Source organism: Ruegeria arenilitoris (assembly GCF_013035425.1).
GTDB classification, from domain to species: Bacteria; Pseudomonadota; Alphaproteobacteria; order Rhodobacterales; family Rhodobacteraceae; genus Ruegeria; species Ruegeria arenilitoris_A.
Window position 1 is genome coordinate 1 of sequence record NZ_WQHX01000014.1, and the last position, 26,695, is coordinate 26,695.

23 protein-coding genes are annotated in these 26,695 nt (G+C 53.1%); 11 read left to right on the forward strand and 12 right to left on the reverse strand.

Going from position 1 to position 26,695, the window contains the following annotated elements:
• The coding region (locus tag GOV45_RS22235) for a S8 family serine peptidase (protein WP_170482415.1) at positions 1-2,612 on the forward strand (2,612 nt) is incomplete at its 5' end.
• A 328-nt stretch (positions 2,613-2,940) separates the two neighbouring features.
• Here GOV45_RS22235 and GOV45_RS22240 read toward each other — a convergent pair.
• Positions 2,941-3,585: a hypothetical protein gene (locus tag GOV45_RS22240; RefSeq protein ID WP_170482418.1), complete on the reverse strand. Its 645-nt coding sequence runs from the start codon at positions 3,583-3,585 to the stop codon at positions 2,941-2,943.
• A gap of 737 nt (positions 3,586-4,322) precedes the next feature.
• Between GOV45_RS22240 and GOV45_RS22245 the strand changes: the two genes are divergently transcribed.
• On the forward strand, positions 4,323-5,126 hold the full coding sequence (locus GOV45_RS22245; protein ID WP_170482422.1) for a DUF1194 domain-containing protein: 804 nt from the start codon (positions 4,323-4,325) through the stop codon (positions 5,124-5,126).
• Between the two features lie 206 nt (positions 5,127-5,332).
• Here GOV45_RS22245 and GOV45_RS22250 read toward each other — a convergent pair whose 3' ends face one another.
• The 6 genes from GOV45_RS22250 to GOV45_RS22275 all read right to left on the reverse strand — a co-directional run bounded on the left by GOV45_RS22250 (position 5,333) and on the right by GOV45_RS22275 (position 11,130).
• Entirely contained in the window at positions 5,333-6,640 is a 1,308-nt protein-coding gene (locus tag GOV45_RS22250) for a TRAP transporter large permease (RefSeq protein WP_170482523.1), read from the reverse strand.
• Positions 6,640-7,137, reverse strand: coding sequence for a TRAP transporter small permease (locus GOV45_RS22255; RefSeq protein WP_170482425.1), 498 nt, complete (start codon positions 7,135-7,137; stop codon positions 6,640-6,642). Before GOV45_RS22255 ends, GOV45_RS22250 begins: the two co-directional genes overlap by 1 nt.
• Positions 7,138-7,203: 66 nt before the next feature.
• Positions 7,204-8,217, reverse strand: coding sequence for a TRAP transporter substrate-binding protein DctP (gene dctP, locus GOV45_RS22260; protein WP_170482428.1), 1,014 nt, complete (start codon positions 8,215-8,217; stop codon positions 7,204-7,206).
• Between the two features lie 95 nt (positions 8,218-8,312).
• A complete protein-coding gene (gene leuD / locus GOV45_RS22265; protein WP_170482431.1) occupies positions 8,313-8,924 on the reverse strand; it encodes a 3-isopropylmalate dehydratase small subunit in 612 nt (203 codons plus the stop codon).
• Entirely contained in the window at positions 8,924-10,330 is a 1,407-nt protein-coding gene (gene leuC / locus GOV45_RS22270) for a 3-isopropylmalate dehydratase large subunit (RefSeq protein ID WP_170482433.1), read from the reverse strand. Before leuC ends, leuD begins: the two co-directional genes overlap by 1 nt.
• Positions 10,327-11,130: a GntR family transcriptional regulator gene (locus GOV45_RS22275; RefSeq protein WP_170482436.1), complete on the reverse strand. Its 804-nt coding sequence runs from the start codon at positions 11,128-11,130 to the stop codon at positions 10,327-10,329. The genes leuC and GOV45_RS22275 overlap by 4 nt, the downstream gene beginning before the upstream one ends.
• A 148-nt stretch (positions 11,131-11,278) precedes the next feature.
• Between GOV45_RS22275 and GOV45_RS22280 the strand changes: the two genes are divergently transcribed.
• The 7 genes from GOV45_RS22280 (at position 11,279) to GOV45_RS22310 (ending at position 18,855) form a co-directional block, all read left to right on the forward strand.
• A complete protein-coding gene (locus GOV45_RS22280; RefSeq protein WP_170482439.1) occupies positions 11,279-11,845 on the forward strand; it encodes a tautomerase family protein in 567 nt (188 codons plus the stop codon).
• Positions 11,842-13,536, forward strand: a complete 1,695-nt coding sequence (locus GOV45_RS22285; protein ID WP_170482441.1) for a hydantoinase B/oxoprolinase family protein — start codon at positions 11,842-11,844, stop codon at positions 13,534-13,536. The genes GOV45_RS22280 and GOV45_RS22285 overlap by 4 nt, the downstream gene beginning before the upstream one ends.
• A complete protein-coding gene (locus tag GOV45_RS22290) occupies positions 13,533-15,593 on the forward strand; it encodes a hydantoinase/oxoprolinase family protein (protein WP_170482444.1) in 2,061 nt (686 codons plus the stop codon). The genes GOV45_RS22285 and GOV45_RS22290 overlap by 4 nt, the downstream gene beginning before the upstream one ends.
• The gene (locus GOV45_RS22295; protein WP_170482447.1) at positions 15,594-16,214 is read left to right on the forward strand and encodes a cysteine hydrolase family protein; all 621 of its coding nucleotides are present in this window, start codon (positions 15,594-15,596) and stop codon (positions 16,212-16,214) included.
• Positions 16,211-17,077: an isocitrate lyase/PEP mutase family protein gene (locus tag GOV45_RS22300; protein ID WP_170482448.1), complete on the forward strand. Its 867-nt coding sequence runs from the start codon at positions 16,211-16,213 to the stop codon at positions 17,075-17,077. The genes GOV45_RS22295 and GOV45_RS22300 overlap by 4 nt, the downstream gene beginning before the upstream one ends.
• Complete coding sequence (locus tag GOV45_RS22305) at positions 17,061-18,428, forward strand: FAD-dependent oxidoreductase (protein WP_170482451.1); 1,368 nt, start codon at positions 17,061-17,063, stop codon at positions 18,426-18,428. Before GOV45_RS22300 ends, GOV45_RS22305 begins: the two co-directional genes overlap by 17 nt.
• Positions 18,429-18,711: 283 nt before the next feature.
• The gene (locus tag GOV45_RS22310) at positions 18,712-18,855 is read left to right on the forward strand and encodes a tannase/feruloyl esterase family alpha/beta hydrolase (RefSeq protein ID WP_170482454.1); all 144 of its coding nucleotides are present in this window, start codon (positions 18,712-18,714) and stop codon (positions 18,853-18,855) included.
• 132 nt (positions 18,856-18,987) lie between these two features.
• Here the strand turns inward: GOV45_RS22310 and GOV45_RS22315 are convergent, their stop codons facing one another.
• From GOV45_RS22315 to GOV45_RS22330, 4 genes are all read right to left on the reverse strand, one after another.
• A complete protein-coding gene (locus GOV45_RS22315; protein ID WP_170482457.1) occupies positions 18,988-20,004 on the reverse strand; it encodes a sulfotransferase in 1,017 nt (338 codons plus the stop codon).
• A complete protein-coding gene (locus GOV45_RS22320; RefSeq protein WP_170482460.1) occupies positions 19,997-20,260 on the reverse strand; it encodes a hypothetical protein in 264 nt (87 codons plus the stop codon). The genes GOV45_RS22315 and GOV45_RS22320 overlap by 8 nt, the downstream gene beginning before the upstream one ends.
• Before the next feature lie 122 nt (positions 20,261-20,382).
• A complete protein-coding gene (locus GOV45_RS22325; RefSeq protein ID WP_170482463.1) occupies positions 20,383-20,601 on the reverse strand; it encodes a hypothetical protein in 219 nt (72 codons plus the stop codon).
• A 169-nt stretch (positions 20,602-20,770) separates the two neighbouring features.
• Positions 20,771-22,081: an arylsulfotransferase family protein gene (locus GOV45_RS22330; protein WP_170482466.1), complete on the reverse strand. Its 1,311-nt coding sequence runs from the start codon at positions 22,079-22,081 to the stop codon at positions 20,771-20,773.
• 1,110 nt (positions 22,082-23,191) lie between these two features.
• Between GOV45_RS22330 and GOV45_RS22335 the strand changes: the two genes are divergently transcribed.
• Both GOV45_RS22335 and GOV45_RS22340 read left to right on the forward strand, forming a co-directional pair.
• Positions 23,192-23,950: an SDR family NAD(P)-dependent oxidoreductase gene (locus GOV45_RS22335; protein ID WP_170482468.1), complete on the forward strand. Its 759-nt coding sequence runs from the start codon at positions 23,192-23,194 to the stop codon at positions 23,948-23,950.
• 369 nt (positions 23,951-24,319) lie between these two features.
• On the forward strand, positions 24,320-25,465 hold the full coding sequence (locus GOV45_RS22340) for an alpha/beta hydrolase (RefSeq protein ID WP_170482471.1): 1,146 nt from the start codon (positions 24,320-24,322) through the stop codon (positions 25,463-25,465).
• 183 nt (positions 25,466-25,648) lie between these two features.
• On the opposite strand, the gene GOV45_RS22345 is transcribed toward GOV45_RS22340, so the two are convergent.
• Positions 25,649-26,644, reverse strand: coding sequence for a lipoprotein N-acyltransferase Lnb domain-containing protein (locus GOV45_RS22345; RefSeq protein WP_170482474.1), 996 nt, complete (start codon positions 26,642-26,644; stop codon positions 25,649-25,651).
• Positions 26,645-26,695: the final 51 nt, after the last annotated feature.

Genomic DNA, 26,695 nt, shown 5'->3' on the forward strand with positions numbered 1-26,695 from the left:
ACGGGGCCAGCCAGGGTTTCCTAACCACCGGGGTCGACAACGGTTTCTCGCAGCATGTCATCACCATCGACGCCGACGAACTTGAAGCGGGTTTCAACACGATCACATTCGTTCAGACCGGGTTGACTTCGCATCTTTGGGGAGTCACTGACTTGACCCTGCGCGAACGCCTGCCCGAGCCAGCGCCGCATCTTGAGATCGGTGTGGCTGATCCGACCAGCTATGGAAATGGCATAAACGGTCAAACTGACCATGACGGTCGGCTGGACGCGACATTCGTTTCCAACGGGAGCGACCTGTCGTTGAGCTTCTCGGCCTTCGATATCGATAATGCGCAAGAGATCGAAGTCTATTTAAATGGCACGCTGCTCGGAACACTGGAGCCGGGCGTCGACAACGGGACCAGTGTCTACAAGATTCTGCTTCCGGGAGACATGCAGATTTCCGGCACCAATACGGTCAGCTTCGTGCAGACCGGGTTGACCAGCTATATCTGGGGTATATCGGGCCTGCGTCTGGACGAAGCCCTGCCACGGGTGGAGCCGACGGACGACCGCTACGACGAACAGTGGTATTTGGGCCGTATAGGCGACATGGAAACGCTATGGGCTGACTACACTGGAAACGGGATCACGGTTGGGGTCTACGACGACGGGCTACAATGGTTGCATCCCGACCTCGTTGCAAATTACGATGCCTCGCGTCATATCTGGTTCGGCGGTCAGGAACTTGACCCGTCAACCGGCGGCTCCGCACACGGAACCGCCGTCGCGGGGATTATCGCAGCAGATGACAACGGGACTGGGACGGTTGGTGTCGCTTTCGATGCCACTCTGACCGGGGTTAACATGATCGACGGAGTAGCGGGGGCCGGGAATACCGATCTTTCGGGCTTCGAAGCCGCGATGATGGGTATGACGCAATTCGACATCGTCAACCATTCCTGGGGCGCGACCCCCGGTTTCGATACGTCGACAGAGGCCACGAATTTCTTCGCCACTGCTTTGCCGACTTTCGAAGATGCGATCGTGAACGGGCGCGATGGACTCGGAACGGTTTTGGTGAAGTCGGCCGGCAATGCCGCGTCGAACAGCCAGGGTGACCTACTGGATGCCTCGCGTTTTTCGATCACTGTCGGTGCAGTCACTGAGAACGGCGGGATCGCATCTTACTCGAACCACGGGGCCAATCTACTGATAGCGGCACCGTCTAGTGGTGATCCGTTCACTGAGCTTGGCATCCTGACAACAGATCTGACCGGAGCCGAAGGTTTCGGGCCTGACGATTACACCGGCACTGATAGCCTGACTGGCTTCGGCGGCACATCTGCGGCGGCTCCGATCGTCTCTGGTGTTGCTGCCCTGATGCTTGAAGCCAATCCAGATCTAGGGTGGCGGGACATCAAGAACATCCTGGCGTATTCGGCGAAGATAACCGAGAACGAGGCTGCAAGTGTTGATCTTTCTTGGCTGACGGGCGTTTCGTCGCTAGTTGAATCTGTAGACTGGAGCTTCAACGGCGGTGACAACTGGAACGGCGGCGGGCTGCATTTCGCAGAAGATTTCGGCTATGGAATGATCGATGCCTATGCGGCGGTCCGAATGGCCGAAGCCTGGCACCTTTTCGGCACGGCCCAAACCTCAGCCAACGAGGTGTCCTACACTCTGGAAAGCGCTCAAAACGTAACTATCGGAAGCGGGACGACCTTGACATTCGATTCGGGCGTCACTTCGATGAATTTGGAAACAGTAGAAGTCACACTGTCCCTTACCAGCACCAGCCTGGATGTATGGCTTGTGTCTGGATCAGGCACGAGGGTGCAGTTGCTCGACAGCCTTGATACGGTCGACGGACCGCTGACCTGGAGCTTCTCTGCAGAGGCCTTCCGAGGTGAGAACGCCGCCGACGGGATATGGTCTCTTGAGTTTAACAACCTCGATGGTGGCTCGGCGCGTCTGACCGACTATGAAATCATCTGGTTCGGGTCCGCGGCAAGCGCCGACAGCACCTATCACTACACCGACGAGATCTTTGCGGCACTTGGCACCGACGCCGTTACCGGAGCGCAAATAACGCTGGCCCAGGATGCAACCCGTCAGGTGCTCACCGATAGCGACGGTGGAACCGACTGGCTGAACTTGTCGGCAATGACCGGATACTTGGAAATTGATCTGCGCCAAGGCGCTGTCAGCTCTTCCTCAGGGGCAGAGTTCCTAACCATTGCGGCAGGTACTGTGATCGAGAACGTGGTTGCTGGTGATGGCGCCGACTACATTATCGGGAATGATGTCGCCAACGAATTGCACGGAATGCGCGGCAACGACACGCTGGATGGCGGGTTGGGCGACGACCTGCTCGTCGGTGGCGCGGGCACGGATACTTTTGTTTTCGCTGAGGGCAGTGGAACGGACACCGTTCTCGACTACTGTGTCTCCGGCGGCGAACTCGACATGCTCTATTTCGTTGGATTCGACCCGGCATCCGTTAACTTCACAGATGATGGATCTGGCAATGCTGTAGCAGACCTCGGCGGCGGCGATATGCTGATCCTGAGCGATGTCGATGCCGGCTTGATAGACGATACCTACTTCTATTTCGATCTATTTGCCTGATCGTCGACAAGTTGTTTGCTTGGCAATAAGCACTGGTAAGATATTTGCACCAAAGACCCGAGACGGTTTTTTGGCACGACCATATGTGGATCAGCTTGTCACGCCAGACCGCATAGCGCCCATGAGTTATCCGCGCGTTAAGCACGCCGTATGAACAGCTCCCTACTCCGCTGCATCACGGCGTCAAAGGCCTGGCGCTTAGAGAAACAATATGCCGCAAGTGCAACTAAGACACCAAAAGGGCTTGCGGAGAAGGCCCAATGCGCACCTTACAGAGAAGAACAAACACTAAATTCATCCTAGTTAAACACTGCCAAGCACGGTCCGCCTAATTTTTCTGACTGGCCAGCCGCTCAAAGGGGTCAGTCTTGAATTTCTCAGGAAGCGCTTTTGGCTCTTCGAAATCAGGAATGTACAGGCCCCTCGTCCACTTTTCCGGAAATTTATCGATGATTTTGGTGATCTTTTTGCTGGCTGCTGCAGCGCGTCGCCTGATGCGTTTTGCGCCTTCCGGATCGCGCTCATGCAATCGTCGATATCGATCATGAACCCAATCTTGCACTCGGTCGGGGCCGAACGATAAGTAAAGTACGAGACCGATAAGAACAGCAATCAGGAACAGGAATAAAACGAAGCCCGGCTGCAAGGCGAAGAGCGCTAGTAAAATCAGAACGGACAATATTCTGGTTGCGTCCGGCCGTTTAAGAAAAGAACTTACGCGCTCGAAAAGCCAGCGAACTGGCAATTTTTTTCCTACAAGCTGTAGGATCTTCTGCACTTGACCTTCAAGTTTTTCAGTCGTTTCTTCGGTTTTATTAGGCTTTGTGTGTTGCTCAATTTTCTGGGCCGCGTTTGGATCAATTGCCGACCTTATGTTGCTGAGCACCGGGTCCATGGTTTCGGGACCCGTGGAGCCATCACTTTGGAGTTCCAAAGTCGTCGCGGATTCATCTAGGTAAACCTTGCTTTGCATTCAACGTTTCCAGACAGTTAGAGCGCTCCAATACCGCGCTTCCCTCTAGCAGTCGTGAATTTACTACAACCCAATCAAATTTTGACGCAGCACGGATCTGTATTTTGTCCAGACTAAGACTAAACAAGGCGGAATTATGCTGCTTATATGTCAACAGAATGGACAATTAGTCCGGGCTCGATGCAGCCGCTCGACAAGATTAGGCGAACGACCATTCTGCGAAATTAGTGGCCACCGATTTCATTCATCTAGATTGCGCAAGATCGGCTATTGAAAAGTGGCCGTTTTTCGCATCGTTGTCGGCACCGAAGCCATTAAACTCTTTAGATGCGGCAAGTATGTAGCCACCGTTCTCGCAAAACCTGATGGCGTTCGTTTTGGGTCCACGACCAAAAGGCAGACTTCAACCGCATTGGCCGCAAGTGTCCGCTCTTAGACAATCTCCATCAGATTTGTTGAATGCCCGCGCCCTTTGAGCTTAGGTAGTATAGCTGTCCCATGGATGTGCGGTGAAGCCAAAGCCGGGGTCGGCGCGCTCCGATCTAGGGAGGTTATCCTGCATTCACCGACACCGCGGTGATCGGGAAACCTGATGACGAGGAAGCCGAGTTTCCCATGGCCTTTATCGCCGTTGCATCGTGCCAAACCGTCAATATTGAACATTCCGTTTCCTCATTGGAGACTTAATAATACATTTGTAGCTTGACTTAATTGGCCAGCGCTCCATCCGTTTAGTGATGCTACGCAACATATTCCTAACTCTTGCCGCATCTGCCTCTCTCTCGGCAGAGCCTGCCAAATCAAAGGTGCTGGAAGTCGATCTAGAGCTCGCTCTTCTTGTAGACGTGTCTCGGTCAATGACCGAGCGTGAACTCGAAATTCAAAGACAGGGCTATGCATCAGCCCTTTTGTCGGACGATGTTTTCGCCGCCGTTCAATCGGGCCTCTTACAACGGGTAGCTTTGACTTACGTTGAGTGGGCTGGCACGCAAGAAGTGATCGTAGGTTGGAGGCTTCTGGAAACGCGTGCTGATCTTGAAGAATTCGCGAGCGTTCTTACCACGCGTTTCGACCCAGCTCTGCGCCGTACTTCGATCTCCGAAGCGCTGATCTTTGGGGCCGCGATGATAGAAAAGAACGAATTCGAAGGCCTGCGCAAAGTTATCGATGTGTCGGGCGACGGACCTAACAATCAGGGTCGCCCGGTATTGCAGGCCCGCGAAACAGTGTTGTCGAAATCAATCATCATAAACGGATTACCGCTGATGACCCGAGAAGGTTTGGGGAGCCAATGGCACCTCGACGACCTCGACGTATACTATGAGAATTGCGTGACGGGCGGACCTGGTTCATTTGTAATTCCGGTGCTGAATTGGCAGGACTTTGCAGAGGCCGTGCGCCGAAAACTTGTGCTTGAAATCGCATCGACGCCTTTGCCCGAAAGGATCCTGTCGGCGCAATACACGTCGTCCACAGCCTATGACTGCTTAATCGGTGAGAAAATTTGGGAGCGGAACCAACAAATTTGGAGCGAGCCCTGAAGAAACACGCTACCTATTCAAATTTCTTATAAGCGCATAACCCAACAGGTGAATGAACGTCTTTTTTGGGCTCGGTGCTGAAATTCGCCTAAATCGCAACGGACGTCTGTTTCACAGACCAAATTGTAATTCATTCAATTACCATGTTCCGGGAAGCCCTATTCCCGCCTCCATCCAAGTTCTTTTGGTGAGGCCATCCGCAATTCTCACAAAGACGCCAGAAACAATGCTAAATCTGGGAACGCGATCAGCAAAACAACCAGCAAAAGTGAGCAGAAAATAAACGGGAAGGCGGATGTGTAGATTTCCCGCATTGTGGTGCCCGGCGGTGCAACACCTTTCATCACAAACAGAAGCAACCCAAAAGGTGGGGTTGTGAAACTGATCTCGAGTGAGAGTAACATGATCAGGCCAAACCAGATCGGATCAAAACCAAGTGTCTGCGCCAGAGGAAAAAAGATTGGCACGGTCAGCAACATAATCGAAATTTGCTCCATGAACATACCAAGAAGCAGCAAAACTGCGAACATCACAGCAAGCATCGCCAGTGGGGTAAGTTCAAACGCGATGGCCCAGTTTACTAGCCCGCGAGACGCACCAGAAAAGGCCAATAGCTGGCTGAACGTGGCCGAACCAAAGACAATTAGATAGGCCATTAGTGTTACCTTGAGCGCGCCGGTTACCGACTTTTTGATCGCCTCCCATGTCAAACAGCGGAAAAAAGCCGCCAGGATCAGAACGCCCAGCGCTCCGAAAGCCGCGGCTTCGGATGGAGTTACAAAGCCTTGAATCATCAAGACAATAATCACCACCATGACGCCAACCATAGGCACGACCTCAGTCATGAGTAGTTTCAAGCGGTATGCCATCGACATAGGCTCTACGTCATAAGCAGGAGCCGCGTCCGGATCTATTCGAGTTTGAAGCCAGATTGTGCCAATATAAAACAATGCTAGGATCAAACCGGGAATTACACCCGCTATCAACAACGCTGCTACGTCTATCTGTGCAAGTGTGGCCAGAAGAACCGCAAGCGCCGAAGGCGGTATGATGATAGCCAAGCCACCCGTTCCCAAAATAGGCCCAATGCTCATATACGATTTGTAACCGCGCCTGTTCATTTCGGGCACCATGAGCGATCCCAAAAGTGCTGTTGAGCCCATCGACGATCCTGATAGCGTGGAAAATGCAGTGCCTCCCAGCACTGTCACATAACTAAGACGCCCAGGAAGTCTTCCCAGCAACTTATCTATTGCACTGAACATGCGCCCGCCCAAGCCGGTGTGGAAGAATATCTCGCCCATCAGCAAGAACAGCGGGATTGGCATTAGCGCATATTTGGTCAATGCACCAAGTCCGTTATTGAGGAGTTGAGTGACGCCTCGCTCGCCCCCCATGAACACCCAAGCGCCTAAAATATTGGCTGCAAGAAAAGCCAGTGCCACAGGCATTCCGATGGCCATCAGGAAAACAATTGACCCAAGCAGCAAGGCAAGAGCTTCGTACCACTCCATCATTCGTGTATCCCTGCTTCGCCGCTGTGCATCAGTTCGGTCCCGAAAACAAAGCGCGAAAACTCAATCGCCATGAGCCCGAAAGACAGGGGAAAGGCGACGGTCAGCATCCATCGAGGAAAATAATAAGCACGGGTGTCATAGTCTCCGCGTTCGATATTTGTCAGGACCAAATCAGCGCCTTGCCAAGCGAGTATGAGGCAAACCAGCACACACGCAGCTGCCACTGCTCGGCTGACAATTCGGCGCAAACCCACTGGAAGAGCGGCAGTGACCAGCTCGATATGGACATGGCCCTTTTCCCGCACTAGCCAAGGCGCGCCCAACATGGTCATGTACAAAAGCCCGTATTCGGCAGAAGTAAATAGCCAGGCAAAGGGCTGCAGCCCTAGATTTCGCATCAGAACTGACGTGATGACAGACAGCATCAACCAAACCAGTAAAAACCCGGCGACAATAGCCATGCCAAACAGCACTGCGTCATAGAACCTTTTCATCGTCGCGCCTGCTTTGCCCCGTAAATTAGACAGGCCCGGAAGACTCCCCCGGGCCTGTCTATGGACTTAGTTTGCAGCGTCGAGATCGTAGAACAGCTCGATCAAGCGATCATAGTTATCGGTGCCGCCGGGCTGTTCAGCCATCAGGCCTTTCATCCGTTCCCATGTCTTTTCGCGGGCAGCGGCAAGATAGTTTGCCTTTGCGTCCCCTTCCAGGCTGACAACTGTCATGCCCGCAGTGTCAAGGGCCGCAAAGTCCTCGTCGCGTTTACCTCGCAGGGCCTCAACGCTGTCTTTTTCGTGTTGGATCGCAACGTCTTGCAAGATAGTCCGGGCTTCTTCAGACAGAGAATTCCACTTATCAAGATTCACAATGACGCCAAGATCCGTCGAGAAAAAACATGGCTCAATGCGGTAGTTTAGGAACTCGTTCCACTTCAGGTCAATCAGACCGATCTGGGTCCAGCCCGTCGCATCCACGACACCGCGTTGCAGTGCCGAGTATACCTCGCCCGTAGGTAAGTCGATTACCTGCGCACCAAGGTAGTTTGTGAAAAAGGCGTTGTAGACGTTGTTGCCGCGCAGCTTCAGCCCTTCAACTTCCAGATTGCCATCGGCATCAAAACTGGGTTCGTTGCGGGTCCAAAGGTTGTAGCAGACTCCACTGTCGAACCAACCGAGGTATTTCAAGCCCATCTTTTCCTGATGGATCTGGTCGATCAACTCGGTGCCCCCGTTTTGGCGGGTCTCGATCGCGGTCAGGTTCGAGGCGACCATTGCGTCCTTTTCAGGCAATGAACCGCCGTAAAACGAACCTGGCGTATAGACCATGTCGACGATCCCGTCGCGCACCGCATCCGGCTGTTGGAACATGCCAATGGCTTCTGGTCCGCCGCGCACGTCAATCTGAATGACCCCTTTGCCGGCCTCGTTAACTTTATCGACAAATTCCAGAAAGCTCTGTGTATAAATCAGCGTTTCAGGAAAGGCGTGAACCGCCGAAATCGTTTCTTGTGCTTTAGCCGCTCCGGCGACTATTACGGCCCCTGCCAGCAGGCCAGCCAATGAGTTCATTTTCATAAGTATTCCTCCGCTTGTTTCAGGGGTATTTTCCTCATTTCACCCCTTATTTCTGGCCTTTTGGCCTGTACTGCGCCGTCTTCGCGCGACGTGAATTAATCCGGTTTAGTCGGCCACGCCCATGGAGTGGTCTTGGTGCGTTTGTCTCTGTGAGCGCTTATTGAATGATAGTGCTGTTGAGTTAGATCGATATCGTCCCAGCCATTGATCAGCTTCAGACGCCATCCTTCGTCCAGTTCAAATGTCGCCGTTATTTCTCCAAGAGTTAGTCGGTTCTCGGTAAGATCAATCGAAAGTTCTCCCGGAACATCGCTCACCGCCTGCTGTAGCTGCGTCACCTTCTCAGCGTTAACCCGTGCTGGCAGCAGACCATTATTAATGGCATTGGTGGCGAAGATGTCACCGAAGCTGGTCGCGATGACCGCGCGAATGCCGGCGTCAACCAGCGCGTAAACCGCCGCTTCGCGCGAAGATCCGCTGCCGAAATTATGCCCGGCGACCAGAATACTGACACCTTCATGCCGGTTCAGCGGGAATTCTGCTGACAATTGCTCATCATCGTCCCGCCGCATGTCATGCAATAAATACCGGCCATACCCTTCGCTGCGCGGGACAGACATAAAACGCGCCGGGATCAGCTGATCCGTGTCGATATTATCTACCGCCAAAGCCAACGCGGATCCCTTATGTGTGCTCCACCCCGTCATCAAGCCGCCCTGCCCTGCAAAAGCGGCCTGACATCAGTGATTTTGCCTGTTACGGCTGCTGCAGCGACCATCGCCGGGGACATCAGATGCGTTCGCGCGCCACGTCCCTGACGTCCGCGGAAATTACGGTTGGTCGAGGATGCGCAGCGCTTACCCTCAGCAACAACATCTCCGTTCATGCCAACGCACATTGAACAGCCTGAAGCGGCCCATTCCAACCCAGCATCTCGAAAGATCCTGTCCAACCCCTCTTCTTCAGCCTGCTTCTTAACCCGCGCTGACCCGGGTGCGACGAGCCCCGGCACAATCGCCCGGCGCCCTGATAAAACCAAAGCCGCCTCTCTAAGGTCTTCAATGCGGCCATTTGTACAGGAGCCGATAAAGACTTGATCAACCGAGATCCCGTCCAAGGGTTGCCCTGGCGCTAAACCCATATATTCCAGCGCATCGCGAACCGAGCTTGATTTGGCCGGGTCAGCAAGTTCTGGGCTCGGAACCTTGGCAGATATGGGCAGGGCCTGCTCTGGGCTGGTGCCCCAAGTGACGGTTGGCGCGATTTCAGCGGCGCTCAGCGTGACCTCGCGGTCGAAACCTGCGCCTTCGTCTGTCACAAGTCCTTGCCATGCGCGTCGCGCACCTTCAAGGACTGCACCTGAAGGCGCGTAATCCCGACCTTCTAGATAGGCATAAGTCACCTCGTCCGGTGCCACCATGCCAAACCGCGCCCCGCCTTCGATTGAGAGGTTGCACAGTGTCATGCGCCCCTCCATCGACAAATCCCGGATAGTCTGGCCTGTGTATTCAACTGCGTGGCCCTGCGCGCCGCCGGCACCCAAACGCGCAATCCAATTCAGTGCAATGTCCTTGGCCGTAACGCCGAACCCTAAATTACCATCGACGACTATGCGCATCGCCTTGGGCTTTCGTTGCCAGACTGTTTGTGTCGCCAGCACATGAGCGACCTCCGTCGCTCCTATCCCGAATGCCAATGCGCCAAATGCACCATGTGTGGATGTGTGGCTATCCCCGCAATTGATCAGAAGTCCAGGTAAAGTCAGACCCAACTCTGGTCCGATCACATGCACAATGCCCTGTGCCGGATCATTCAGATCAAAAATCCTAAGTTTGTGACGAGACGCGTTGTTCCGCAAGGTCTCGATCATCCGGGCGATCTTTGGATCGGCGATCCGTTCTCGGTTTCTTGTTGGCGCGTAATGATCTACCACCGCAAAGGTTAGTCCCGGCTCAGCCACCGGTAAGCCGCGTTCCGATAGCTTGGCAAAAGCATGATGCGACCCTTCGTGCACAAGATGCCTATCAACCCAAAGCAGCGACACACCATCCTCGCGCCTCAAAACCTCGTGCGAAGCCCAGAGTTTGTCGAGCATGGTGCGGGGTGCGTTCATTCACCAACCTCCTCGCTGCGCCCGATAGCAGGTTCCCAATGCCGCGCTGACCCGGTTCCCACGCGCGTTAAAGGCATCTCGAGACGAAACATGTCAGAGCGATACAGACCAGAAAGATACTCGACCCCATTGCCTTCGACGTCTCGAACGATCCGTTTCAACGACAACAAGGCAGATCCAACGGCGACGCCCAATGCCTCGGCCACGTCAGGCCCCGCCAACGTCGCGGAAACGGTCTGATGCGCTTCTTCAATCTGTACGCCGCCGCGTTCCAGAAGTTTAAAAAGCGGTGTAGTCGCTAAGTCGCTTTCCGAATAGTTGCGAGCAATCAAAGCCGGCACATAAGTCGTCAGATGCGAAAACGGGACATCATTAGTCAGGCGCACCCTTGTGGCAATCTGTACTTGCTGATCGCTCGGCAACCCCATCGCAAGCGCCACCACATCTGGTGCTTTGCCGTATGAAAATGACAAAAGCCGCGCGGTGGTGCTTTGCCCCATTTCAACCAGCTGCGGCATCAGCGTGTTGAAGTCCATTGCTGCTGGCGCTCCGAGGGCGGATTGACCAGAAACCCTAGTGCCGCTACCTGCCTGACGTTCGATCAAACCATTTCGTGAAAGAGTGTCGAGCGCCCGCCGAACGGTCACGCGCGAAACCCCGAACTTCTCGGCTAGCCGCTGCTCACCGGGCAGGGTTTCACCCGCTGAAAGCTGACCTTCCGTGATCTGATCGTGCAGATACAGGTAGACGCGCTGCGCCTTTGTCCCGTCGGGAAGATTGGCCCCATTAATCTTGTTCACCCGATGATTCCCCCTTTCACAGCGCTTCCAATCGTAGATCCGACACTTGGAAAATCAAGCATTAGTATTATTGCAACTCCAAAAATAGTCTTACATTATTTTCCAAACCTGTATTACAAATAATACATTACACAGGAGGATCTTTTGCATGCCGATTGTCGAACTGCATGTAATCAGTGGCTATAGCACGCAAGAAAAACAACGACTTGGCGAGGCTCTGACCAATGCGGTACGATTCGTATTGCCCGCTGCACCGGAACTTGTGACTGTTCTGATCCACGACATTTCCGATCAGAACTACTATCGCAGCGGCAAGACCAGACGGCCGGCTCCAGCGAAAGAAGACCCCAAACTTATCGTACGCGAATTTCTGTCCGAAATGGGCGACCGTGCGTTTGAAAACGCACACAAAAGACTGACCCCGAATTTCGTTATGCAATTCCCCGGCGCGGCACCTATGCGAGATTTGGTCGAGCTCAAGAACTGGGCCGCGACCCGTTACCGCCGTATTGCAAAAACTTACGAAGGCTTTGATGCCATGCAAAGCAATGACGACGCAGCGATCGTTTATTGCAGGGGTACGTTATCGGGTGAATGGACGGATGGGACACCATTTGAAGGCATCCGTTTCATTGACCGGTTTGAGATTAAGAACAATCTGATCGCACGGCAGGATGTCTGGAACGACATTGCAGAAACAAGGGCGCAGTCATGAGCGAAATTGACCCGATCACTCTTTCGGTTCTGGCGGGCCGCATGGAGCAAATCGCCGACGAAATGGACGCGACTCTGTTTCGAGCAGCCTTCAACCCGATCATTGCCGAGGCCCATGACGCCAGCCACGGGCTTTATTCTGCAACAACCGGCGATACGTTGGTTCAGGGCAAATCCGGATTACCGATCTTTGTGGGTGTGATGTCTTTTGCCGTAAAAGCGGTGATCGAGAAAGCCGCATCTGACGGAGATCTGGAAGATGGCGACATCTATATCTTTAACGATGCGCATATAGGTGGCACGCATTTGTCTGACATGCGATTGGTGCGACCATATTTCCGCAACGGCAAATTGTTTTGCTTTCTCGCGTCGGTCGGGCACTGGCATGACGTTGGCGGTGCAGTTCCCGGAAATTACAACCCTGCTGCAACAGAAGTGTTTCAAGAAGCCTTTGTCATGCCGCCTGTAAAGTTGGCGCGCAAGGGCGCGGTTAATCAGGATATTATCGATATTCTGTTGCGCAACACCCGTCTGCCTCAATCAGCAATGGGCGATCTGAATGGGCAACTGGGCGCCCTGGACCTTGGGGTCCGGAGGATGGACGAGTTGTTGGACGAATACGAGGCAGAAACGGTTTCGGCCGCTCTTGAATCGCTCAGCAATCGGGCCGAGGTGCTCATGCGCTCTGAGTTGCAGGATTTACCAGATGGCCGGTGGGAAGCCGAGGATTTCCTCGACAACGACGGTATCATCGATGCTCCGCTTCGCATCAATCTGGCGCTTGAAATAAAAGGGGATAGAATGGTGCTTGATTTCACTGGTTCATCTCAGCAATGCGCTGGGCCGGTGAATATCGCCCTGCCCACGACTGTGGCAACCGCCTATGTCGCAATCAAACACGTCTTTCCGTCGCTGCCAGCTAACGCAGGGGTTATGCGCCCTATCGAAGTGATCGTACCCGAAGACAGTCTGTTGTCCGCTGATTTCCCCGCCCCAACAGGCGGATACACAGAGACTATTTTGCGGATGATCGATGTGGTGTTCTCCGCCTTTGCCAAGGCTGCACCGGATCGGGTTGTCGCCAATGCCTACGGCACGATCAATGCGCTTTCCATCGCTGGTAAACGTTCAAACGGGCAGCCATGGGTTATGTTTAGTTTTTACGGCGGGGGTCACGGCGGGTCTGTAGAAAGCGACGGCTTAAACCATGGCAACGCGCCGATTTCGACGGCGACGATCCCGCCGTTGGAAATTCTTGAAGCCGCCTATCCGGTTATGTTTCGTAAATGGGCTTTGCGTCCCGACAGCGCTGGCGCCGGCGCCCACCGCGGCGGACTTGGCGCTGTCTATGAGATTGAAGTGCTCGAGGAAAACGGCGCCGAGGCATTCTTGTTTGGCGAACGTGGCAAGTTTCCTCCAAAGGGTATCGCCCAAGGTGGGAACGGGGCGATGAATGTCTTCACCTACGAACAGGACGATGGCTGGAAGGCACCGCCTCTGGTTTCAAAAACGAGGGGGATCAAATTGAAGCAGGGACAAGCAGTTCGCCTTGAAACACCCGGTGGTGGTGGATATGGCGCCGCAAACAGCCGCTCTTCAGAGGCTATCGCCAGGGACGTGGCGCGCGGACTGGTCAGCGACGAACGGGCGGATCAGGTGTATGGCACCGCGTGGCGGGAAGTGACGCCATGACCGGACGCATGATCGGTGTGGATGTCGGGGGCACGTTCACGGATGTCTTTGTTCTGAACGAAGCAGATGGCAGCGCGACCGTCGCCAAGGTTCCCACCACACGGCCAGATCAGTCGGGCGGATTCCTTGACGGGATCGGACGCGAGGTCGACGATCTGTCAGAGATCTCCGTTGTCGTACACGGCACTACAGCAGGCACCAATGCCCTGCTGGAACGCAAAGGTGCCAGAACTGGTGTGATTTGTACTGAGGGCCTGAGGGACGTGTTGGAAATGCGCCGCAGAGATCGGCCGCGAACCTGGGGCTTACGTGGTGATTTTGAACCCGTCGTGGATCGCCGCGACCGGCTAGAGGTGCCGGAACGCACGCTGGCAGACGGCAGTATTCGCACGCAGGTTGATCTGGATTCCGTACGCAGAGCCGCAAAGCAATTACTGAAGCAGGGGTGCGAAGCCGTCGCGATCCTATTTGCCAATGCCTATGCCAACCCGGAAAACGAAGTCGCCGCTGTCGCCGCGGTGCGTGAAATCTGGCCAAATCCGCATGTGTCCGCCTCTTCAGAAATTCTGCCAGAAATCCGAGAATTCGAACGGTTCTCGACCACGGCACTGAACGCCTATCTGCAGCCCGAAGTCTCAGGCTATTTAACCCGCTTGGAAAACGCCCTGCAATCCGACGGATTCGATGGCGAATTCATGATTGTCCAATCCAATGGCGGTGTCATGGGCGTCAACACTGCATCCCGCCTTCCGGTACGCACGGCGCTGTCCGGTCCGGCAGCAGGCGTCATCGCCGCCGGTTATATCGCGCAATCCGCTGGCTTCGACAATGTCATTACGGGGGATATGGGTGGTACCAGCTTTGACGTTTCGCTGATCTCCAAGGGACAGACGATGTTGTCAGCTCAGACCTCAATCGATTTTGGCATGGTTGTTCGCAACCCGATGATCGAGATAACGACCATTGGCGCGGGTGGCGGCTCGATTGCTTGGGTCGACAAGGGAGGACTGCTGAACATCGGCCCTGAAAGCGCTGGATCGAATCCCGGCCCGGTGGCTTACGGTATGGGAAACGATCGCCCGACTGTAACGGATGCAAATGTTGTGCTTGGTCGTATCGATCCGGAAAATCCCATTGGCGGCAAACTGGAACGGCTGGACGTAGAGGCCGCAGGAAATGCGATCGATGCCCATGTGGGCGAACTACTGGGCTTGTCCAGACTTGAGGCGGCCGAAGCCATCCTGCGCGTCGCCAATTCACGCATGGCCGGAGCGATCCGACTTGTCAGCATTGAGCGTGGATTCGATCCCAAACGTTTTGTCTTCATGCCGTTCGGCGGCGGCGGCGCGTTACATGCCGGGGCAATGCTGGCCGAAGTGGGGATATCCCGCGCCATTGTTCCGCGTTTTCCCGGGGTCACCTCGGCGTTAGGCTGTGTGATCGCTGATATGCGGCAGGATTTCGTACAAACGGTCAATACCCTGGTCACACAGTTGGACGAAGCTGCTTTGGGCGCATTTATGCAAGAGCATGTGGATCAGGGCATGGCACTGCTTGGTGCATCGCGGACCAGTTTCGAGCGACATGAGATTTCATTCGAGCTCGACATGGCATATCTGGGACAAACTCATACCGTGCCGGTGCCACTGACTGTTACGCAGACAAACGGTACGGTCACTGCGCCCAGCAAAGCCGACATCGAACAGGCTTTTGATACAGCTTATCATGCTACCTATGGAAGGCTATTGAACAACGGCGTGAGACGGATAATGAACCTGCGCAGCGCAGTCACAGGCAAACGGCCGAAGTTCGATCTCACCTCCCTCGCTCCCGAAACCGAAGGCGTCGTTGCACCATCGGCGATACGGAAGGTTCATTTTGGGCACGCCTGGTATGACACCGCCATTTATGATCGCTTGTCTTTGCCAGTTGGCACTGCAATCAAAGGTCCAGCCATCCTGACGCAACCGGACACTACAGTCCTGATCGAACCAGATTTTCAGGGTCGCGTAGACGCCTTTGGCAACACGATCATCGAACCGCAAAAGGAGGACTGAATGAGCGATCCAGGAACCTGGGACCCGCAAAAGACGGCGTTGCTGACCATCGATCTTCAGAACGACTTCATCCATCCTGAAGGTGCCTATGGCCGAGCTGGGCAATCGGCCCCAGAAATTGCAGCACTTCCAGAACGCATCGCTCCTTTGGCAAGGAGGCTACAAGCGGCGGGCGGGCGCTATTTTTCCGCACAGTTTACTCTTGTACCGGACCGCGATGGCGAACCTCTGATTGCACCGCATCTCAAGCAATTGCGCCCGTTCTTGACCAAAGGTGACTTTGCGCCGGGAGGATTTGGTCACAGCTTGGTCGATACACTGCAACCCTGTGATTTCGTCATCGAAAAGGTGGCATACTCTGCCTTCTACCAGACACGACTGGAATATCTGATGCGCGCTTTGGGCATTGAAAATCTGATTGTCGGGGGCATCGTAACCAATGGCGGTGTTGCCTCGACTTTGCGGGATGCGCATCTGCGTGATGTCGAAACCGTCATGCTAACAGACGGATGCGCCGCATTTCGGCAGGAGGTACATGAGGCAACAATTCTTTCGCTTGGCACGGTCACTCACCAGCGGAGTTGCGCTCAGATGATGACGTGGATGGAGGGAGCCAAATGAACCTCAAATCCCGCCTTTCAAAGAAGGACATTCTCGTTGCGCCGGGTGTGTATGACGGGTTGACGGCCTCTTTGGCTGAAAAAGCTGGCTTCGAGGCCCTCTATCTAAGCGGGGCAGCCGTCGCATATACTCGATTGGGCCGTCCCGATATCGGGCTTTCCACTGCGTCCGAGATGGCAGACACGATGACCCTGATCGCAGATCGGGTCTTGTTACCTGTTATCATCGACGCTGACACCGGTTTTGGTAACGCACTGAACGCTCAGCGAACCATGCGGCTATATGAACGTGCCGGTGCATCGGCACTGCAAGTTGAAGACCAAACCTATCCGAAACGCTGCGGACATTTATCAGACAAATCACTTATCCCAGCGCAGGAAATGGCTGGGAAGATCAAGGCGATGGTCGACGCGCGCGCCAGAAGTGACACTCTGATTATTGCCCGAACAGACGCAATTGCCGTTGAGGGTTTCAACGCCGCGACCGACCGGGCAGAAACATATCTGGAGGCGGGTGCTGATATCCTCTTCCTCGAAGCTCCGCAGAGCCGCGGACAACTGACGTCCATCGCGGATCAATTTGCTCCCCGTGTCCCACTTTTGGCTAACATGGTTGAAGGTGGCGCAACACCGATTCTTGGCGCCGATGATTTGGAGGCGCAGGGCTATTCCATCGTAATATTCCCTGGTGGGATCGTTCGGGCTTTGGCAAAAACTGCTCAGTCATACTATCAGAGTCTGGCTGCCAACGGCTCAAACAAGCCCTTTGCGAAGAACATGTTCGACTTCAACGGTCTGAACGAAGTCATCGGAACAGCCGAGATGCTGGATGCCGGGGCCCGCTACGATGACACCCAACGTTGAGAATGCCCCACCGGAACGGTTCGATCTCAGGACCGGCACTCTGATCATCGGCGCGGGTGCTTGCGGTTTGGTAGCCGCTTTATCGGCATCAGAGTCGGGACAGAACTTGCTGGTCATCGAAGCTGATCCTGTTCCCAGCGGGTCGACAGCCTTGTCAGCCGGGTTGATCCCGGCTGCAGGTACTAAGATCCAACAGGCCGCAGGGATCACGGACGATGCCGCGCGCTTTGCCCGTGATATCCAGACCAAAGCATATAACGAAAACGAACAAGCACTGGTCGAATTATTGACCAACAACGCCGCCGAAGTCATCGATTGGCTGTGTGAACGCCATGCCCTGCCCTTTTCGATTGTTACGGATTTTGACTATCCCGGTCACTCTCGTCGACGGATGCACGGGCTACCGTCGCGGTCGGGCGGCGAGTTGATCGACGCTCTTCGCAGCGCTTGCGAGCGTGAAGATTTGGACATTATTTGTAATCGTCGCGCGATAACGCTCTACCGAGATCAGGATCAGATTCTGGGTGTCGCAGTGGCTGGTCCGGATGCAAATGTCGAAACCATTGCCTGCGACCGCCTTATTCTTGCGTGTAACGGATTCGGTGGCAATCGCGCGTTAGTGGCCGAGCATATGCCGCAGATTGAACGTGCGCTCTGGTTCGGACACAGCGGCAACCGGGGCGAGGCAGTTCTTTGGGGAGAAGCGCTTGGTGCCGGGCTTCGAAATTTGAGTGCCTACCAGGGTCACGGCAATGTCGCACACCCACATGGCATCCTGATAACATGGGCGGTAATCACAGAAGGTGGTGTGCAGGTTAACCGTAATGGCCACCGTTTCTGGAATGAGTCGCAAGGCTATTCTGAAGCTGCCCGTGCAGTACTGGCTCAGCCCGATGGAGAGGCTTTCGCCATCTTCGACGGTCGCATTGCCACCATTGCTGGCCAATTTGAAGATTTCAGACGCGCAGAAACTTCAGGCGCTATTAAATCCTCTGAAACAATTGAAGAACTTGCGAAGGCTTTGGCCCTACCACCCGCGGCTTTGGAACAAACCATTCGGGAAATTCCTGTCAACGGCACCGATCAATTCGGTAGGTTTTTCAATAAGACGCCTCTGACGCCCCCTTACAAGGGCGTACGTGTAACTGGTGCCTTATTTCATACCCAAGGAGGTTTACGCGTCGATTCCTCTGCGCGCGTCCTCAAGGCTGACGGCACTGCTTTCACCAACCTCTACGCAGGTGGCGGGGCGGCTACAGGCATTTCTGGCAGGGGTGACAGCGGATACCTGTCCGGAAATGGCTTATTGAGTGCCGTTGTGTTAGGTCGAATAGCAGGGCGGAATACTTGATATCAAAATAATGCATCCTGAAAACTTGAAATTGTCTAGCTGCAAGAGGTGACACAGTTTCGTCGGGTCGCAGCCCAGGAAGCAAGTCAAATACGAAACATTGAGTTACTCGGTGTATTCTGTTTAGCCGGTTATAGTTGCCATGTTTCGAACGGACCCACTCTAAGTTCTCGTAAACAGAAAGCAAAATTGGTTTGTCGATCTGGATTGCTCGGCCCTGAAGCATGGAACGGTGGATCCAAGATTGGCGTAGGAAAGGTTCTGTTAAAGGCGCGGCACCATCATGGCTGAGTGCGACGCCCTCGACGGGCTCGCAGACGGCATCCTGAACGACCCGAGGGAATGCCCTTTCGATGTAACCAAGCTCGAATGCAGCGCACAGTCTTCGAACGACCGCCTGTCGCCAGAGAAAGTGGTGACGGCATAGGCCATCCACGAAACTTTGGAAATCTAAGGCAAAGCACATCACGGCACGGGCGTCGGTGCCGAGTCGTTGGGCTTCCTCTTTGGGGGAACACTTTGTACCGGTTAAAACCGGCAGGTAAATTGGATTGTTAAATCATACGAGGTGAGGAAGGTCCTGATATTGCGCTTCTGCAATCTTCAGAAGCCCGTCCGGCAAGTCCATGGCATGATCGCGCTTACGCGGGGGTGGGCGATTGAACTCGGTCAAACCGTTATCATGTTGTATTTCCAACTTTTGGGCTAGCAAATCCCAATACTGGGGCTTTTCGCAAAGGCTCTCATAGCGTACCCAAAGTGCGTCTTTCGGCGCGGTCTTCTGCAGCCACCCGTAGACGGCCAACCATTGGTCGACCCAGTAGGCGAGTGTATCAGTCGCGTACGCCGACTCGCGTCCGACCGCGAAGGCCCGATGATCGCCACCGAACTCGTGATGAACAAGCCATTTCATGTATGAATCGGTAAAAGAATCGGCCTGCTGCAAGGACTTGAAGCGGAGATGCTGTCGCAGCAGTGAAGACGCCTGATCAATGGGATTGCGATACGGGATCAGGATCGTCGCATTTGGAAACGCTGATCTGATTGTGGATAGCCGCAGTATATTGTTGTTATTCTTGCAAAGGTATCGGCTTGTATGTCCCGTACGAAGGACTGAGGCGACGAAACTGCGGTATTTATCGATCAAATCGTGATCCGGGTCGTGCGGCGAAAGGTGCGATGGAGCTATGAAACTGGCGCCAGCGAAGGTTCGCCAGAAAACTTCCTCGAAGCTTTCCGGGCTCTCACTATTAACGATGATGCCGTCTCCATGTGCGCGGGGACCTGAATGCACGACTTTAGATCGCGATTGCCGAATTGATCGCCATAGGTTGGGGGCAAGTACAAAGGGCATATCGGCATAAGTCAGCGACCGGAATTCTCCACTGTCGTGAATACGGCGCATCAGCACGGTCGTGCCAGCTCGGGCAAGTCCTGCTACATATACGTGGTGTCCGGCCTCGACCGGATCTGCGCTGAAGAACATCTGGTCGAGCGCGAAGGCAACCTCACCCACTGAAGGATGAGCGAGGCTCAGGTGATGCAGCAGGCGATCAACGGTACCGTAATCAGACATGTCGTAAAATGCGGGGTGTCAAAAGATAAAACATCGTCCCGAGCGCAGTAAAAAGCAGACCCACGGGGTAGAACAGACGGCTCATGAGCTCTGGCAGTAATGGATAGAACAGAAGAATAATGCATAAGGCGGCGGCGCAGATCAGTGCGAGACATGCGAAAAGCGCGGCAATACCTTTCAGACAGCGGACTGCACAGGTCAGCAAGACTTTCTCTTTCCAATGGTCTGAAACGGAAGAGCGCAGCATGACGCGCATTCCCTTCCCGATCGCTTCATTCGTGAAAGAAAAAACCGACCAGAGGGGCATCGATCTTGCCAAGAACCCGGTTACTACCCCTATCAAGGTAAGCGCCGTGAGCTCAGATGCCAAAATTAGGGTCACCCTTGGGGTCCGGTAGCCGTAGGTTTGCGACGGCGCAGAAGCCGTTTCAAAGGATACCAGGCGAGCGCGACAATGGCCATCAGAAGGGCAGCGACAACTCCGAGAACCGCTGTCACGGCGCCAACTCCGAGACCGGGACCAACATAGGCGAATGCTGCAGAAGGGGCCACTGTGACGGTCGCGAGCGCTAGCATAAGGACCACAAACTTTTTCATTACTATGCCTCCAGTTAGCTTTGAATTCAGCTTGGTCGTTCTGAGCATTTCAATCCATAAGTACGGCAACACTGTGATCACATTACGGTTTTCTAATGCAAAAATTCGCTGAATGGCGGCCGATCAGAACCAACATTCAGTGATACCCCTAGGCACAGGACTAAGCCCTTCAGTTACATGTGGGCGGGGTATCAAAGTCAAAGTATCCGTCTGGCAAGAGGTAGGCATCTGCGACATGCAAGGTCGATTTCTTATCCGCGTCGTAGGAATTGATGAAGTCAAAGACGACCTGCCCGTTTGCATCGGTCTCGAAAATACGGCCTTGATGCGCGCTGACCGCGATCAGCCCGCCCGCTGGCAACCGCTGATGCATTCCGTTGAAAGCACTGAAAAAATTGTAGTCCTCGCCATCGAGAAGCACCTCTGTTTCATATGTGGCCGGGTCGATGGCAATTATGGTCGAGAAATCACCGACACCGCGCTCATTGTTGGAATAAACGCTGATGCGACCGTCCACGTTCCAATCTGGGTCATGCTGCCGGTCCCACGGGCCGATACGCCACCATCGAATCTTCGCACTATCAGGGTCAACGACGAACACGAGATTTGGCACACGGTAACTTATCAGCAGATCACCAGGTGAGAACATCGGGAACTTGTCGGCCAGGTTCATGGGCAACGCTTCGATATCATTGCCGTGAACGCGGTCCCAAACGTCGGGTTGGCGTTGCAGATCAAAGATATGGATATGGCGATTCTGACGCCGGACCTCGCCCATATCAACGCGCTGCAGCACTTCTCCGCTTTCACTGTCAATCCTTGTCAATATATGATCAAAATCACCCTGATTGCCTTCGAAGGTCCAGAATCCACCATTATCGTCCGGGCTGACCGTATGGTGGTAGACCCCCTCAAGGGCCCATTTACGGCGTCCGCACCAGTCAACGCTGATGATGCCGCCGCCGTCTTCTTGCATTGTAAAGATGATCGAACCGTCAGGCCTGAGGTTCACCCCATACATGTTTTTACGGTTGGCCGGCACACGCGATGTCGGGAGTTCGTCCGTGCTCAACTCCCAGGTCTGGACAAGTTTTCCGTCAGGCCCGATCAGGACGGCACCCCAGAATGTTTGGTCGAAATCGAATGCTCCGAACAGAATGCGATATCCACGAGGAGCGGCATCGGAAATGTAAATCAGGGGCTGGTCCCGGCGCTTGTTTAAACCCGGAACGGCAAGTTCGCGATACGTGAATCCCGTCGCTGTGTGATCGAACTCGTGTGTCCAGCGGCTTGGCGATAAGCCGATATCATTCGCCAGTTTGTCGAAAGGCGAGGAATCTTCCCCCAGTCCACCAGTGATAAACGTCCGAATTTCCGAATAAATGGAGTAGGGAAAAATACGTAATTGGAGCATCGCCACTCCCCATGCAAAACCGACGACAAAGATCAGCCATGACACCGCAAGTCGTACAGAAATCATAGATAGCTCCTCAGATAAAAACCATTTTGCCGGATCGCTCAGGGGTTTATGCTTGGGTAATTCTGGGTGATAGACAAGCTCGGCCGATCACCGAGTATTAATCAGTTTCTTGCTGATGCGATGATGCGCCAGTTTCGCGCGCCTACCAGAGTTTTATCGGCGTGAAGTCCGCGATTTACGACAATAAACAATGAGAAAATGTGCCTGTTTAGATATCTGCAAAACCGCATCAGAAGTCAGGTCCTTTGGATTCCCCCTCGAATTCTGTTGATGTCCCATCAGGAAGTGTACTCGGGTCAACTTGTTACATCTTAGAGAAATCAAGCTTATAAATTCCGATCAAAGCTTCTACATCGTGCAGAACCTGTCTTCTGTCAGGTAATTTCACTATGTCGAGGTTTTTCTGCGTATGGCCCGCTTCAATCTCTTCCTAAATTACCTTGGCTGCTCCCTTTCCAACCCCCTTACCGCTAATCTATCATCAAACATTCTCGCAAGGTAATATTCACGCTACCAAGGAGCCTGTTCGTTACTGTTTGCCTTAAGAGAAAACTGTGTGAGGCCCGCTTCTTGCTAAATGACTCTCACCTTGACTTAGCGGCAAAGGCGACAAACCTCCATCTTTGCTACAGTTCCAAAGCGTCCTCGGTCGACTGAAAAAATGTCGAAACGGGAAGTAGTATAAATCCGGAAATTAAGCATGATTTGCCTCTTGATGACAATGGCCCCGCAGAAGCCACTTTGGGCTCACAGCAAACTTTTGTCAGAATCGGCGTGAGAGGCTGTTATGCGGACAAAGCCACCCAATGTAGATCCAGCGATTTTTTGGCTGCCCGCTTGGTCAAATTCTTATAACCGCTCGCGATGCAATCGAGCCTTTTCCTGACAACGGTCGTTTTTTGATCTGGTGTCGGATGTTTCAACTTCAACCAAAGCTGTCGAAAGAAGCAAGCGACGGTTCTTTATCCTGCACACTTAGAAAGTGCTGTTGCTGTTATCGACCTCGGAACTGTAGAAGACATCTACTGGCTATTCGAATACCACTCGGATGTGCATGAGCACGTCAATTTGATGACCCATTCCAGACGCACGGGTAAAAAGGTGAGAAGTATGAATTCCAACTTTGCGTCCTATCCAAGCCTAAAAGGAAAAACCGTTTTTGTTACAGGCGGCGCTTCAGGTATCGGAGCAGAAATCGTTTCAGCATTCGCCGTACAGGGATGTCGCGTCGGCTTTCTCGACATGGATAAGGATTCCAGCGAAAATATCGTCAAAACAATAGCTGGAGAACTGGCGTACCAGACGTGCGATCTGCGCGATATCGATGCACTGCGCGCTGGTCTTGGCGAACTCAGATCAAGAATTGGGCCTGCCGATGTGCTTGTTAACAATGCCGCGCGGGATGATCGGCATGACTGGTCCGATGTAATACCCGATTATTGGGATGAGCGTATGAATACCAACTTGCGGCACATGTTTTTTGCAATTCAGGCGGTAGCCCCAGACATGATTTCCGCCGGGGGAGGCGCAATTATCAACATGGGATCAAACTCTTGGTGGGAAGCTGGCGGAGGGTTTCCGGCCTACGCAACAGCCAAAGCTGCCGTGCATGGGCTGACGCGGACAATGGCGCGGGACCTCGGCCCGCACCGCATCCGCGTAAACACCGTTGTGCCCGGTTGGATCATGACAGAGAGGCAAAAGGCACTCTGGGCAACACCAGAAGCTTTGGAAAAACAGCGCGAGCGACAATGCCTGCCTGACTTGATCGATCCTGTTTATGTGGCCCGTATGGTAGTTTTCCTCGCGTCAGACGATGCTGCGATGTGTTCGGCGAACAACTACATGGTGGAGGGCGGATCGATCTAAAATGACATAGCTTAGCATGGCGACGCTCGGGGAGCCGCTATAGGCAGGTTAAAATCTGGAATTGAGCACTCAGAATGGCGGTCAAAGCAGCGCAACAACCCATGGCCCAAAAAAAACGCCCGATTTCGCCTGGATTATAGAAGGTCCTCGCAAAAGCGAGCAGGTTGGAGTCGAGGAAGGCGAAACCTTTGGTGAGTTTAATACGCGCGTACGAGAGTACGCTTTTGTTGACGACACTTTATGATTTCAGGTTAATTAAATTGTATCTCGCTGCGCATACCGGATTCGGCTTATTGAAGTAGCCAAAAAAACGTTTTCTGTAAAAACGTGTGAGATGTTGAAAATCAAAAGCCAAAAACACGGTAATTTATGGCCCGTAGAAAACCAACAAAACTTTTTCAGATCAATTTTGGTGTCCGCACTTACCCGATACTTACTGCGCTGATGATATTTGTTCTAGTTGCGTCCTGCGGACGCACACCTGACTTAATCGGTGTGGATAATCCCAAACTTCCGACCGCAACTATTGCCGACGCGAGTCGTCAGAAAATCTTCATTATGACGACCAGAGAAGCATCGGATGTTGTAGACGTTTTTTACAACGATGAACGCGCGCCAGAGGTGGGATTGGCTTCTGTAGTCGTATCTATTCCACCAATTCATGTTCCTGGGCAGTTGGAGGCACCGAAACGGCTGCCTCCCGATCCTAGAAAAGAATTCGCAGTAATCGACCCGGTTGTTTACGAAACCGATTCAGCATTTGTGAAGGATATAAATCGAGAGCTTTCGAAACGCGCACCTGTAGACAGAACAATTATGTTCTTTGTTCACGGATACAACAATACAACAAGCGAAGCGGTACTTCGCATGGCGCAGTTTGTAGAGGACACAAATTTCAATGGTATACCTATACTTTTCACTTGGGCCTCAGGAGCTAAGCCCGCAAAGTACGTTTATGATTTGAACAGCGCTTTGGTGGCCAGAGAAAAGCTAAAGCCGACATTTGAAATCGTGGCAAGAACGAACGCTCGCACGGTTGATATATTCGCGCATTCCATGGGTTCGCTGTTGGTAATGGAAGGAATAGTTCAGGCGGACTTAAGTGGCCGGTTTAATCGCACCGGTCGTTTAGGTTCAGTAGTTTTAGCTTCGCCGGACATAGATATTGATTTATTTCGTTCGCAACTAAGGCAAATAGAAACGGACTTCTCTCGTATTTTCGTATTGGTTGCCAAAGATGATCGAATTCTCAGAATTTCTCGTACGTTGTCGGGCGGCGTAGAACGTGTTGGGTCGTCTGATTTGGCCCAATTGAAAGATTTGGGCGTTGTGGTCATCGACCTTAGCCAAGTCGATGACTCTGCGGCAGGAAGCCACACAAAATTTGCTGGATCTCCGGAATTAGTGCAGCTCATAGGCAGAGGGTTGAAGGCTCGCCAGCTTAACCCTGATGTCCCTGCAGGCAGTCTTGGCGGTATGTTGGCCGGCGTTCCAATCAGAATTATTGCGGATTGACTTCCTTACGCTTCCAAATCGGCGAAAGCACGTGTGTTTATTTGCGCCTCGTCGAAAGAAGCTCTTTACCCGAAAACTTTCACTTTGATCCGCACGTTTTGGATTTTCTCAAGGTTGATTGTGGGTTCAGTACCTGTTGTTGACAAGAAATGTTACCCGAAGAAGCTATGGTCTTTACCCAATTCAAGGCTTTGGCACTCCTAACCTTATGGATGTTGAATAGTTATCGCTTAATCCCTCTGCTAAGGCACGTTCCGTAATATCTCCAAGTCGGTACAAATCCTCGATAGAAAAATCGGTGTTCAGCACACCCATTTCGTAGAGGTAATTTGGGAAATAGCCGTTGACGATTATGCGATAGTCAATTGGTAATTTTATTCCGACATGACGCGCCAGCAATACAACAGAACGAGAGCAGTTCGTAAAAACGGAGTTGAACCAATGTGGGTTCTCTGCAACTTCATTTGCAGCTGCCACGAAGGCTTCTAGCAGACGAGTGTCACCTGGATTTCGATCAACCCTAAACAGTTGTACGCGTTCTTTCCGGATGTTTGAGCGCAGACCCACAACATCGCGTTCTTCGGCGGCGATCACAGAAATAGTATGTGCCTTAAAGAAATCTGCGACAGGAGAAAACGTGCTGTCGATTTCACGACGAACTTCGACGGACCAAGTTAAGTAGTCCCCGTTCGCAAAGCCGAAACTCAGCATAAAATGCGCCATTTCTGGCCCAGCCCAATACGACATGAATAAATCGGTGCTTGTGATCTGAGACAGATCATATGTTCGCGTCACCCAACGTTTATCAAAATCACCTTCTGTTCGCCAATTGAAGGCCCGTACGTTTTGGAGAGTCAGGATATCACCATTGATTATTCCTGTTACTTGTCGTTCCACTTCTGGATCCCAATTTCCGTCAGACGGAGGGACAAGTGAATTCCACCAAACGTTAACTGCAATTAAAGCGGCTACAAACGCCGCAAAAAATCGCCAACGCATCGATGTGAAGAATGCAACAAGCGTGCCAATTCCAAACGCGGCGAAACTTGCGGCGAAGCCCAGGACCAAAAGCTCGGACCCAGGCAGCTTGTACCACAGCGCCAGCGTGCCCCAAAGAACTGCATAGGCGATAATAAGAAAGAGAAGTGCGAGCAGTAGAAATCGGAATATTCGGATCATGTGAAACAATACGGATCCTCGTCTAGGTAAGTAAATTGTCTAGAACAGGCT